The organism is Citrobacter sp. Cpo126 (genome assembly GCF_030332445.1).
Classification (GTDB): Bacteria; Pseudomonadota; Gammaproteobacteria; order Enterobacterales; family Enterobacteriaceae; genus Citrobacter; species Citrobacter portucalensis.
On record NZ_JAOWHT010000032.1, the window covers coordinates 374,931 to 387,622 of the forward strand.

At 49.1% G+C, this 12,692-nt stretch carries 12 protein-coding genes; 6 read left to right on the forward strand and 6 right to left on the reverse strand.

The annotated features are described in order from the left end of the window. Nucleotides 1-53: 53 nt before the first annotated feature. Complete coding sequence (locus OGY17_RS11055) at nt 54-314, forward strand: DUF2534 family protein (RefSeq protein ID WP_003020403.1); 261 nt, start codon at nt 54-56, stop codon at nt 312-314. 48 nt (nt 315-362) lie between these two features. Here OGY17_RS11055 and uspE read toward each other — a convergent pair whose 3' ends face one another. The 3 genes from uspE to ogt all read right to left on the reverse strand — a co-directional run bounded on the left by uspE (nt 363) and on the right by ogt (nt 2,927). Then, on the reverse strand, nt 363-1,313 hold the full coding sequence (gene uspE / locus OGY17_RS11060) for a universal stress protein UspE (protein WP_003833229.1): 951 nt from the start codon (nt 1,311-1,313) through the stop codon (nt 363-365). A 151-nt stretch (nt 1,314-1,464) separates the two neighbouring features. Continuing rightward, entirely contained in the window at nt 1,465-2,217 is a 753-nt protein-coding gene (gene fnr, locus OGY17_RS11065) for a fumarate/nitrate reduction transcriptional regulator Fnr (RefSeq protein WP_003020397.1), read from the reverse strand. Nucleotides 2,218-2,411: 194 nt separating this feature from the next. Then, complete coding sequence (gene ogt, locus OGY17_RS11070) at nt 2,412-2,927, reverse strand: methylated-DNA--[protein]-cysteine S-methyltransferase (RefSeq protein WP_048235291.1); 516 nt, start codon at nt 2,925-2,927, stop codon at nt 2,412-2,414. 225 nt (nt 2,928-3,152) lie between these two features. On the opposite strand from ogt, the gene smrA reads away from it, so the two are divergent. Then, the gene (gene smrA / locus OGY17_RS11075) at nt 3,153-3,716 is read left to right on the forward strand and encodes a DNA endonuclease SmrA (RefSeq protein WP_286607220.1); all 564 of its coding nucleotides are present in this window, start codon (nt 3,153-3,155) and stop codon (nt 3,714-3,716) included. 12 nt (nt 3,717-3,728) lie between these two features. Here smrA and OGY17_RS11080 read toward each other — a convergent pair whose 3' ends face one another. Then, the gene (locus OGY17_RS11080; RefSeq protein ID WP_008784893.1) at nt 3,729-4,961 is read right to left on the reverse strand and encodes a GGDEF domain-containing protein; all 1,233 of its coding nucleotides are present in this window, start codon (nt 4,959-4,961) and stop codon (nt 3,729-3,731) included. A 67-nt stretch (nt 4,962-5,028) separates the two neighbouring features. Then, on the reverse strand, nt 5,029-7,143 hold the full coding sequence (locus tag OGY17_RS11085; RefSeq protein ID WP_111465508.1) for a putative bifunctional diguanylate cyclase/phosphodiesterase: 2,115 nt from the start codon (nt 7,141-7,143) through the stop codon (nt 5,029-5,031). 411 nt (nt 7,144-7,554) lie between these two features. Here OGY17_RS11085 and OGY17_RS11090 point away from each other — a divergent pair, with 411 nt between their 5' ends. From OGY17_RS11090 to dbpA, 4 genes are all read left to right on the forward strand, one after another. After that, complete coding sequence (locus OGY17_RS11090) at nt 7,555-8,664, forward strand: methyl-accepting chemotaxis protein (RefSeq protein WP_103285283.1); 1,110 nt, start codon at nt 7,555-7,557, stop codon at nt 8,662-8,664. 154 nt (nt 8,665-8,818) lie between these two features. After that, on the forward strand, nt 8,819-9,802 hold the full coding sequence (gene zntB, locus OGY17_RS11095; protein ID WP_003833215.1) for a zinc transporter ZntB: 984 nt from the start codon (nt 8,819-8,821) through the stop codon (nt 9,800-9,802). Nucleotides 9,803-10,077: 275 nt separating this feature from the next. Further along, a complete protein-coding gene (ynaL, locus tag OGY17_RS11100; RefSeq protein WP_095533097.1) occupies nt 10,078-10,245 on the forward strand; it encodes a proline-rich small protein YnaL in 168 nt (55 codons plus the stop codon). Between the two features lie 28 nt (nt 10,246-10,273). Beyond that, nucleotides 10,274-11,647 carry an ATP-dependent RNA helicase DbpA gene (gene dbpA / locus OGY17_RS11105; protein WP_234103839.1) on the forward strand — a complete coding sequence of 458 codons (1,374 nt, stop codon included), beginning with the start codon at nt 10,274-10,276 and terminating at the stop codon, nt 11,645-11,647. Between the two features lie 78 nt (nt 11,648-11,725). Here the strand turns inward: dbpA and ttcA are convergent, their stop codons facing one another. Continuing rightward, nucleotides 11,726-12,661 (reverse strand): tRNA 2-thiocytidine(32) synthetase TtcA, encoded by a 936-nt coding sequence (ttcA, locus tag OGY17_RS11110; protein WP_048223931.1) that lies wholly within the window; start codon nt 12,659-12,661, stop codon nt 11,726-11,728. Between the last annotated feature and the right edge of the window lie 31 nt (nt 12,662-12,692).

Consider the following 12,692-nt stretch of genomic DNA (forward strand, 5'->3'; position numbering starts at 1 on the left):
TGGTATTGTTAGCGCAAAGTAACAAGGTTTTTCATTTGCAAAAGGACAGTACTATGATCATGGCTAAGCTGAAAACAGCGAAGGGACGGAAGTTTCTGTTGTGCCTGCTTGGAGTGTTTATTATCGCAGCGTCGGTCGTGACGCGAGCGACGATCGGTGGCGTTATTGAACAATATGACATTCCGCTATCCGACTGGACCGCTTCAATGTACGCCATTCAATCTGCAATGATTTGTGTCTACAGCATGGTGTTTACGATTCTGTTGGCTATCCCGCTTGGTATCTATTTCCTCGGCGGTGAGGAGCAACACTAGGCGTTTAAAATGCCGGATGATATCGCCATCCGGCATTTCATTGTGTGGTTAATCGTCTTCTTCGTCGTCCAGTTCAACTGGCGTTTGATATTCATCCGGCTTGATGACCAGCAGGTCACAGCGTAGATGATCGATAACCTGTTCCGCGGTATTACCAAGAAACGCAGCAGAAATACCGGTACGTCCGACGGTCCCCAATACCACAATACCCGCCTGCAAGTGCTCGGCTAAATCAGGAATGACCTCTTCAGGTAAGCCTTTTTCAACGTGCGTCACTTTCTCATCAATACTGAATTTCTGGCGTAGCGCCTTCATGGCCAGCAGATGCTGTCCACGGATTGCGTCGTTATAAACGCTGGGATCAAATTCAGGCAGTTCAATCGCGATGTTGATTGGTGTGACAGGGTAGGCGCCAACCAGATGCACTTCGGTATGGTTAACCTGTTCTGCAAGCTGTAGCGTCTCTTTGACCAGTTTTTCATTGAGCGCGTTGTGATAAGCCTCTTCACTGGCGAGGTTTACGGCAACCAGTGCTTTACCCCCTTCAGGCCATGGCTGGTCTTTCACCATCCATACCGGACTTGGACATTTACGCAATAAATGCCAGTCGGTTGGCGTAAATATTACGGCTTCGAGGCGGTCGTGTTGGTGCGCCATCTTGAGGACCAGATCATGCCTGGCACTGATGACTTCCTGGATGATGGCTTCAAAGGGTCGGTTATGCCAGACCACTTTAATCTCCAGAGGGATCCCTGCTTCGATGTAGTATTTCGCTTGTTCACGTATCCATGCAGTTCGCTGGCTGATGACCCCCTGACGCATTGCCGTACGCTCATCAGGCGACAGCAGGGTAGTCATCTCATAGGAAAAGTCATAGATCGGCAAAAAGGCTTTAATTTTGCCACCAATCCGTTGATGCAAATAAACAGCTCGCCGTAATGCTGGTTGATCGTCCTGGTTAGGGTCGATGACGACCAGCATATTTTTATACATAGCCATACAGGGTCTCCTTACAACTGTCATCGCAGTTTGTAACTAAAAGAGTAACCCAATAATGTGGTTTGAAACAGGGAATAACCTCCTGCCAGATCAATAAATCGGGAAAATTTAGCGATTTGACAGAAGGATAACAGAGAGGCTTGCGGAAAGATTACGCAACGTTACGCGTGTGGCCGGCAAGAACTGCCAGCGCGTCGCTGTTCTCAATAGTGATATATTTGCCTTTCACCGCCAGCATGCCGCTTTTCTGGAAACGACCCAGCAGGCGGCTGATGGTTTCAACCGTCAGACCGAGGTAGTTACCAATGTCGCCACGGGTCATGGTCAGGCGGAATTCACGAGGCGAGAACCCACGCTGGGCGAAGCGACGAGACAGATTGTAGATAAAGGCCGCCAGGCGCTCTTCAGCGTTTTTCTTCGACAGCAACAGGATCATATCCTGGTCGCCTTTGATTTCGCCACTCATCAGACGCATCATCTGCTGACGCAGGTTCGGCATCTTACCGGACAGGTCATCAAGGGTTTCGAAAGGAATTTCGCATACCATTGAGGTTTCCAACGCCTGAGCAAAGCTCGGGTGATGGCCGCTGCCAATGGCGTCAAAACCTACCAGGTCACCCGCCAGATGGAAACCGGTAATTTGCTCATCGCCTTGTTCGGTAATGGTATAGCTTTTTATCGTTCCGGAGCGGATAGCGTAGAGTGATTTAAGCTCATCACCTGCTTTAAAGAGCGTCTGCCCTTTTTGGATAGGCTTTTTGCGCTCGATGATGTTATCGAGCTGGTCAAGCTCATGCTCGTTAAGTGTGAACGGGATGCAAAGCTGGCTGATGCTGCAATCCTGGCAATGGATAGCACAACCGCCAGACTGAATGCGCCGTATAATTCGCTTTTCCGGGATCATAGGTCTGCTCAAGCCGTAATTGATATTTGTCAATTTTAACATCTTTTTGGTGAGCACGTAAGCCTGAGCTACTCCCAATAGAGAATAATTCAGGCATAACTGGAGCGAATGTTTGTATCTGCTTGATTAACCACACTTAATTTGGGGTCGCATTATGCGGAAGTGTGATGAATAAGGCATTAATTGCCTGGAATCTAGAGTAGCAAATAACCTTCGTGGCGCAATAACCACTCTTTTCGTTGTACACCGCCAGCATATCCGGTCATGGTGCCGTTACGTCCAATGACGCGATGACAGGGGACCACAATGCTTACTGGATTGGAGCCATTAGCTGCGCCGACGGCTCTTGCAGCGCCGGGGCGCCCCAACTGTTCGGCCAACTGACCATAATGCATGATCTGCCCGCAGGGGATAGTGCGTAATGCTTGCCAGACTTCACGCTGGAAAGGCGTCCCAGCGGTTGCCGTTTCCAGCGTGTCAATGATGCTGAGGTTTCCGGCAAAATATTCAGAGAGTTTGTCGCTTAATCCACCAGGATTTTTGGCGGCAATGCGCTGATAACCTTCAGTACGGTAATGAATATCAAGCAATTGTTCCATGCGATCGCTGTGCTGATCCCATTCCACTGCGCGCAGGCGAAATTGCTCATCACAAATAACCCACAGCGGGCCCAGCGGCGTGTCGATGGTGTCTTCCAGTAAGTTAAGCATCCGTTTCTCTCATTACAGCATTCAAGCGAGGCTACACATTATCACGCCAGTGACCGTCGCAGCTATACCCCTAAAAACGGATATCAACTTGTCGTGGGTAGATCGGTTCAGCGCGGAGGATCCGGTTAATTATTGGAAATAATCGTAAACCGTTACCGGTACAGTTGTCGGTATAATAGTGCGCGGTTATGATAATGCCCGTCGCAATACGCTGGAGGATGAAACATGAACCTTGATGATGCATCGCTGTTTCTTGACGCAATGGGGGATGTTCAACCGCTGAAACACCATGCAGATGTGCACTGGCAGCCCATGCGCAATCTTCGCACTCCGGCGCGTATCGATACGCTACAACTGGATAATTATCTCTCGACGGGATTTCTCGATATTGTCCCGTTGAATGTGCCGCTCGAGTTTCGTCGCGAAGGTTTACAGAACGGCGTGACTGACAAGCTGCGAAACGGAAAATACCCGCAGCAGGCGAGCCTTAATCTTATTCGCCAACCTGTTGAAACATGTCGCCAGATGCTCTTTAGCTTTATTCTGCAGGCGCAGCAGGAAGGGTTGCGTAACGTGCTGGTGATACACGGCAAGGGACGTGACGATAACTCCCATGCCAATATTGTTCGCAGCTACGTGGCGCGCTGGTTGATGGAATTTGACGACGTGCAAGCATACTGCGCCGCACTGCCGCATCACGGCGGCAGCGGGGCATGTTATGTGGCATTGCGTAAAACCGCACAGGCAAAACAGGACAACTGGGAGCGTCACGCTAAACGCAGTCGCTGAACGACGTAAACATCAGGCGGCCAGCACTCTGTTCCTGCCTTCGTTCTTGGCTTTGTACAACGCGTCGTCAACGCGTTTGAATAACTCATCGATGCTTTCATTTGTTTCGTGCCGAGCTACGCCAATGCTGACGGTAAAGCGGGGAAGGCCCGGGAGAGTCACTTTGGCCACCGTCGCCCGTATCACTTCTGCGAGATTGAGGGCAATATCTAACGAGGTTCGCGGCAGCAGCAGCACAAATTCTTCACCTCCCCAGCGAAAAATCAGATCATCCTTTCTTGCACAGGATTCAAGTGTGCGTGCCAGAGCGCAAAGTACCTCATCACCTTTTAAATGACCAAAAAGATCGTTAATGCTTTTAAAGCGATCGGTGTCGATCAACAGCAGGCTGTAATCCTGTGTCAATGACATCGCGTGGGTCTGTTCCGGCTCGGTTACCTGATAAAAATGTCGGCGGTTAAGCAATCCCGTTAAGGCGTCACGCAGGGCCGCACGCTCAAGCTCCTGTTCCAGCCGTTTTTGCTCGGTAATATCATGAATAATGCACAGCATGAGCTTATTACCGTAGATTTCGATTGGCCCGGCGTAGGTTTGTACGTGACGGGATGTGCCGTCTGCCAGTTTATGCACAAAATGCAAAGGTTTATGGCCACCGGGAAGATGGGCGATTTCATGCATCACCGGGAGTATATGACGGCCCAGCGTATTGATTTCCCATGTATGTTTCTGACACATCGTATCATGGCTATAGCCATAAAAATTTAGTGCACTGAGATTTGCATCAACGATAAGCCCATCACGGGACGGATCGATAAGCAACATTGGGGCCGAGTTAGTCTGGAAAAAACGCGCGTAAAATCCCTGTTTTTTTCGCTGATAATTCGCTGAACGGCTCGCTTTCAGACCTTGTGAAGTCGGTGTTTCAATGCCTTCGAAAAGAATAACGTCACCTGATTCCGGCAGAGAGCGGATGGACAGGCGGCTGGCCATCGCGACGTCTTCACCTTCGCGGCAAACCGTAAGGATTTCTACAATGTCGTGATGATTTCTCAAATCGCTGAGATACATGGTTAAATCATTTTGGGCATGAGTTGAAAATATGCCCTTGCGGAGTAGAGAAAAGCAGGGGGCCTGCATCAGTTCCCGTGCAACGGTATTAGCGAACACCAGTTCTTCGGTATGCGGCGAAACAATCCACACCGGCAGGGTTAATAAATCCAGTGAATGCAGCTCGGTTGTGCTCATCGATAATCCCGTTATCTTTATCTGCTGTGTTGCCCGTTTAATGGCATCTGTTTTTTATATTACAGTCTCATAATGTTATTGATTGTTGAGGAGACAAAGACTGTACGATTCGCTGCTGCTTAATGTTACTTTCCGTTGGAATCAATTCATGGATCTGATGCGCAGGCAACGGTTTTGCAAACAAGAAACCTTGCAGCACGCCACATCCCATCTGGGTCAGGAGTATTTCCTGCTCCTGGGTCTCTATTCCTTCAGCCACCACTTGCATATTCATGGAGTGGGCTATGTCAATAATAGTAGACACAATCTTTGTATTTTTGCTGTTCTCGCTGATGTCTTTGACAAATACTCTGTCAATTTTTAATTCCCGTGCCGGAAGAGACTTCAACATCAATATATTTGAATAACCGGTACCGAAATCATCAATAGAAACGGTGATCCCTAAAGCTGAAAATGCATTTAAGACTTCAGCGCTACGTTTTAAATTTTTAAGTGCTGTACTTTCAGTCAATTCCAGCGTGAGATATGCAGGTGATAGTTGATATTGTGCAAGGGCGCTGCAAACCACATCAACGATGTCATGTTGTTCAAACTGGGAAGGGGAAAGATTAACGGCGAGGGTCCATTCCGCATGGCCCTGTAACTTCCATTGATGTAACTGCTGGCATGCCTGCTGGATAACCCATTTCCCGACCGGAATGATAAGGCCTGTCTCTTCTAGCGCAGGCAGAAACTCTGCGGGTAACAGCATGCCGCGTTCCGGGTGATGCCAGCGTAATAACGCTTCAAAACCGGTCAGGGAATGATCCCCGGCGGTGTATTTGGGTTGGTACCAAAGCTCAAATTGATCGTGTTCCAGTGCTTGTGACAGTTCCTGTAAAAATGTCGGCGGTGTATCGGCGATAGCTTCCATTTCCGGGCTATAAATAGCCCAACCGTTTCTGCCAGCCTGTTTGACATGATACATCGCCATATCAGCCTTTACTTTTAACTCATGCAACGTGGAACCATGCTCAGGATAAATACTGCTTCCCGCACTTAACGAAACCCGAATGGTGTACCCAAACAGCGTGAAAGGATCACCAATCGCAGCCGCAATCCGGGTCAGCAGAGCGGTGATATCCTCTTTATTACAGTCAGGAACCAGAAGAATAAACTCATCTCCCCCCAGCCTCGCCAGCGTCATGGTGTCATCAAGGCAGCTGTAGATTCGCTGCGTACTGGCGATCAGCAACTGATCGCCGATGTGATGTCCCCAGGTATCGTTAACGACTTTGAAGCGATCGAGATCGATGAATACCAGAGCAAATTGATGCTGATGCAGTTTGGAATGCTGCAGACAGGCCTGTAAGCAGGCATCTATCTGTGTGCGATTGGCAAGTCCGGTAAGTGCGTCGAAGTGGACCTGATGCTCAAGCTGGCAGTTAAGTTGATGTAAGTTGTCTGCCAGTCGGGAGGTACGCAGTTGCGAATCCACCATCGACACCACCAGCATGATACCCAAAATAACCAGCGTGACGGCGCAGACCCAGACAGAGAGTTCCAGTGTGCTGAGTCCATTGTGTACCGTGTGTCCAAAATGGGTGAATGTTGCCGCTCCCATCCCGGTGTAATGCATAGAGGCAATCGCCAGCGCCATAATAAGGGCGGCGACAAGCCGATTGATCAGGGCTCGACGGGTATTTTGGCGTAAATGAAACGCCAGCCACAAACCCACACCAGATGCAACGATGGCAATCATCACTGAGAGCAGTATCAGCGAATGACTCCATAGGATGGCAACATGCTCAATGATGGCATACATGCCAACGTAGTGCATGGTGACGACACCGGCGCTTAATATTCCTGTGGCTACGACTAATCGTTTTGTTGAAAGCGTATTACCGGAAATGGCGATATTAATGGCGAGAGTTGCAGAAATGAGCGCAATAAAGAAAGAAAATGCCGTGAGCGAAAAATGGTAATTGATCGGCATACTCATTTTCATGGCCAGCATACCGATAAAATGCATTGACCAAATACCCATCCCTAGCGTAGCCCCGCCAGACAGGCGCCAGAAGGTTGATTCACGTCGATTGGAGATTGCCACCTTGCCCGCACTATCGAGAGCAATAAAAGAGGCAATAAACGCGACAACAAAGGAAATCCCAATCAATACAGGGTCCCACGACACGTTCAACATCATACTACCTATCGAAAAAAAGCCGTGGTAATAAATCTAGCAGGTTTTGTCCAGTTAACATGATAAAACCGGGAATGTTCTTATGTTTTTACACTGGTATTAGAGGAAACAGGAAGATAGTGAAAATAACGAGCCATTACTTATATAAACATTCACCAAATTTATAGTTCTGTGTGTTTTATGCTCTCCATGTGCTTGTCATCACAATAACCTGATGACTGGCGCCATCACAGCCATTTGATGGAATAAAACACTGAGCTAACAGGAATGAAGGGTGTAATTTCTTGCCTTAAGTAAAAGGATTGCAGGTTCTCATTGAAAGTGCAGCTTTCGTCGCAGAGCAATGGCATTCTGCATTGCAGGTGCTATAAAAAATAATATCTACATGATTTCTTTGTGCACAGGACTAAAATGTTAAATGATATTAGCGTCAGAACCTTTATTATTTTATTTCTGCTCATTTCGGCAGTTGCTCTCAATATTGTTGAGATGATTTTCTCGGCCGCGCCGGAAATTATAATTGGTACAAATGTGGTAAGCGTTATTTCTATATTATGCTTATGGTGGTATATGACGAAATACCTGGTCATGCCGATCAATACGGTAAAAAGGAGCATTGAGGAAGTGACGTCTGGGAATCTGGCGATCAGTATTCCAGAGTTTGGTAATAATTGTGCAGGTAGACTAATACCGGGCATCAATAGTTTATCGAGTAATATTTCAACACTCGTTAATGAGATCCGAACATCCTCACAAACGGCGATGGCGCTCTCTGAACAGCTTGCGGAACGCAGCGCCGAGCTTTCAGTGAAAACGGAACAACAATCCGGAGCATTGATGCAGACGGCTGCTAATATGGATGAAATAGCCGTTAATACGCGAAATAATGCTGACAACACGCAGATCGCCAGCGTCCAGGCAACAGTTGCCACGCAATGTGCCATTCAGGGTGGCGAATTAATGGTGCAGGTTGCGACAAATATGCGTTCAATCACCGAATGTGCACAGCAGATGACGGAAATTATTACGCTAATTGATGGTATCGCATTCCAGACAAATATTCTGGCATTGAATGCTGCCGTGGAAGCGGCGAGGGCCGGTGAACATGGCAAAGGTTTTTCCGTGGTGGCCGGTGAGGTCAGAATGCTTGCACACCGTAGTGCGGATGCTGCTAAGAATATTAAGCAGCTGATTGCGCAAACCCATCAAAATGTTCAGCAAGGTGCAGCTATTGTGCGTGAAGCAGAAAAAAATATGCATGATATTGTCGGTGGTGCCGGTCAATTAAACCAACTGATGGGCGAGATATTAACCACTACACAGGAACAGGAGAAAGGAATTATCAGAATTACTCATGCACTGGCCGAACTGGAGAATGTAACCCAAAGTAATGCCATTATGGTTGATGAGCTTTCTGATTCCTCGGGTATCCTGAAAAACCAGGTGATTGATCTCCAGTCGCGGACACATAAATTTCGCTTAAGTAACACTCTTGAGTCAGCGAGATGGCAGCGGGCTTAACCGGGTATCTCGAAGCAAGCGTCGTATTCGTCAGAGCTTTTCCTGTTATCAGAGACTTTTATGAATCATTTCAGCACAATGGGACAATGAGATATTGCTTAACATATTCTGACAGCTAGACTAACGAAAAAAGCTGAATGTTTGTGGAGGCGCTGTGGAAGCCATTAAGGGAACGGATGTTAATGTGCCGGATGCCGTGTTTGCCTGGCTGCTGGATGGTCGAGGTGGAGTAAAACCGCTGAGCGATAATGATGTAATTGATAGTCAGCATCCCTGCTGGCTACACCTTAATTACACTCATCCTGAAAGTGCCCAATGGTTGGCGACAACACCTCTTCTTCCCAACAATGTGCGTGATGCGCTGGCAGGCGAAAGTACACGCCCACGCGTCAGTAGAGTCGGGGAAGGTACGCTGATTACACTACGCTGTATTAACGGCAGCACCGACGAACGTCCTGACCAACTTGTGGCGATGCGTTTATATATGGATGAACGTCTGATTGTCTCAACCCGCCAGCGCAAAGTGCTGGCGCTGGATGATGTGGTCAGCGATCTCCAGGAAGGGACGGGACCGGCTGATTGTGGCAGTTGGCTGGTGGATGTTTGTGATGCGCTAACCGACCATGCCAGCGAATTTATCGAACAGCTGCACGACAAGATTATTGATCTGGAAGATAACCTGCTCGATCAGCAGATCCCACCGCGTGGTTTTTTGGCTTTACTGCGTAAGCAGCTAATTGTGATGCGCCGTTATATGGCTCCACAGCGTGATGTCTATGCCCGTCTGGCGAGTGAACGTTTACCCTGGATGACCGACGACCATCGGAGACGGATGCAGGATATCGCTGACAGGCTGGGGAGAGGGCTGGATGAAATAGACGCCTGTATTGCCCGGACCGGTATTATGGCGGATGAAATTGCGCAGGTGATGCAGGAGTCTCTGGCTCGCCGAACGTATACAATGTCATTGATGGCAATGGTTTTTCTTCCCAGCACATTTTTAACCGGGCTTTTCGGCGTTAACCTCGGCGGTATCCCCGGCGGTGGTTGGCAGTTTGGTTTCTCACTTTTTTGTATTCTGTTAGTGGTCCTGATTGGTGGTGTTACTTTATGGTTGCACCGTAGTAAATGGTTGTAACAACAACGTTTTTTAGTGGCTTTTGCGCATGAAAACGTCCTGATTTTTGAGCGAAGTCAATAAACCATCTACCTATTCGGGGCAATATCTCTCTCGCAGGTGAATGCAACGTCAAGCGATGGGCGTTGCGCTCCATATTGTCTTACTTCCTTTTTTGAATTACTGCATAGCACAATTGATTCGTACGACGCCGACTTAGATTAGTCGGCTTTTTTTTGCCTGCAGGAAATCAGCGTCTACCCTAAAAGAGTCAACCTGAATGACTGGAGGGGTATATGACCTGTCTGATTGCAACGTCGAACACTGATTCGCTACCGACCGATCCGGTTCCCATTCCCGATCCCATACCTCGTCCGCAGCCCATGCCGGATCCGCCGCCGGATGAAGAACCGATTAAATTGTCGCATCACGGGCACAGATCTGCGAGGATACGCGCCTGCTGAATGTGAGTTTTTACCGCGAGATTAAATTGTGACCGCTTTTTCAACCCTGAATGTTTTACCTGCTGCTCAACTCGAGAATCTTAACGAGCTGGGCTATCTTGAAATGACGCCTGTTCAGGCTGCTGCGTTACCGGCAATCCTGGCGGGTAAAGATGTTCGCGTGCAGGCTAAAACCGGCAGTGGCAAAACGGCTGCTTTTGGTCTTGGGCTATTACAGCATATTGATGCCGCGCTGTTTCAGACGCAGTCTCTGGTGCTGTGCCCAACGCGCGAGCTTGCCGACCAGGTGGCGGGTGAACTGCGTCGTTTAGCGCGCTTCCTGCCAAACACCAAGATCTTAACGCTGTGCGGTGGGCAACCCTTTGGCGCACAGCGTGACTCCCTGCAACATGCACCACATATTATTGTTGCCACACCGGGTCGTTTACTTGACCACCTGCAAAAAGGCACCGTTTCTCTGGATGCCCTGAATACGCTGGTTATGGATGAAGCCGACCGCATGCTGGATATGGGCTTTAGCGATGCGATTGATGATGTCATTCGCTTTGCGCCTGCGTCACGTCAGACTTTGCTGTTTTCCGCAACCTGGCCGGAAGCCATTGCTGCTATCAGTGGCCGGGTACAGCAAAATCCATTAACGATTGAAATTGATACGGTCGATGCGTTACCGGCGATTGAACAGCAGTTTTTCGAAACCTCCAGCCACGGAAAAATTCCGCTGCTGCAAAAGCTACTCAGCCAGCATCAACCCGCATCGTGCGTGGTTTTTTGTAACACCAAAAAAGATTGTCAGGCCGTTTGCGATGCACTGAATGCGGCAGGGCAAAGCGCACTGTCATTACATGGCGACCTGGAACAGCGCGATCGCGATCAGACGCTGGTTCGTTTTGCCAACGGTAGCGCGCGCGTCCTGGTCGCAACCGATGTGGCCGCACGTGGCCTGGATATCAAATCACTTGAGCTGGTAGTTAACTTCGAACTGGCGTGGGATCCGGAAGTCCACGTCCATCGTATCGGACGTACCGCGCGTGCCGGCAACAGCGGTCTGGCGATTAGCTTCTGTGCGCCGGAAGAAGCGCAGCGTGCCAACATCCTTTCTGAAATGCTGCAACTGAAGCTGAATTGGCTAACTGCGCCAGTTAACGGCTCAATCCTGCCGCTGGAAGCAGAGATGGCGACGTTATGCATTGATGGTGGTAAAAAAGCGAAAATGCGTCCTGGTGATGTTCTGGGGGCTCTGACCGGTGATATTGGTCTGGATGGCGCAGATATCGGCAAAATTGCTGTTCATCCGGCACACGTCTATGTCGCCGTCCGCCAGACTGTAGCGCACAAGGCGTGGAAGCAATTACAAAACGGTAAGATTAAAGGCAAGACTTGCCGGGTCCGGTTATTGAAATAACTACCCGTTGGGGCGCCTGATGGCGCTCCGCTTATCAGGCCTACAGGCGCTTATGCACGTTGTAGGCCTGACAGACGCTTACTTCACTTCCACCACGTTCAGGCGTAATTCATCCAGTTGAGCATCATCTTCTTCTGGCTGCCAGCCCGCAGGCTGCAGCGGGATCTCTTCACGATCGAACGCTAAATCACCGCCGTTCACAACCTCTGAGCCGTGCTTAATGCCTTTAAAATCGAACAGATTGATATCGCTCAGATGTGAAGGTACAACGTTTTGCATTGCGCTGAACATGGTTTCAATGCGGCCTGGATAGCGTTTGTCCCAGTCACGCAGCATGTCGGCAATGACCTGACGCTGCAGGTTAGGCTGTGAGCCGCACAGATTGCACGGAATAATCGGGAAACCTTTCGCCTCGGAGAAACGCTCGATATCTTTCTCACGGCAGTATGCCAGCGGGCGGATCACGATGTGCTTACCGTCATCACTCATCAGCTTCGGCGGCATGCCTTTCATTTTCCCGCCGTAGAACATGTTTAAAAACAGCGTTTGCAGGATGTCGTCGCGATGGTGGCCGAGCGCAATCTTGGTGGCACCTAACTCGGTTGCCGTACGGTACAGAATGCCGCGACGCAGGCGAGAGCAGAGCGAGCAGGTCGTTTTGCCTTCAGGGATTTTGTCTTTGACGATCCCGTAGGTGTTTTCTTCAACAATTTTATACTCAACGCCCAGCTGTTCAAGATACTCTGGCAGAATGTGCTCCGGGAAACCGGGTTGTTTTTGATCGAGATTAACCGCAACTAAGGAAAAACTGATCGGGGCGCTTTGCTGCAAATTACGCAGGATCTCCAGCATGGTATAGCTGTCTTTCCCGCCGGAAAGGCACACCATAATGCGATCGCCGTCTTCGATCATATTGAAATCGGCAATGGCCTCGCCCACGTTACGACGCAGACGTTTTTGCAGTTTGTTCAGGTTGTATTGTTCTTTCTTTGTAACTTGTTGATTATCTTGCATTCTTACCGTTCTCAAAAACCAAAAGGGGCAT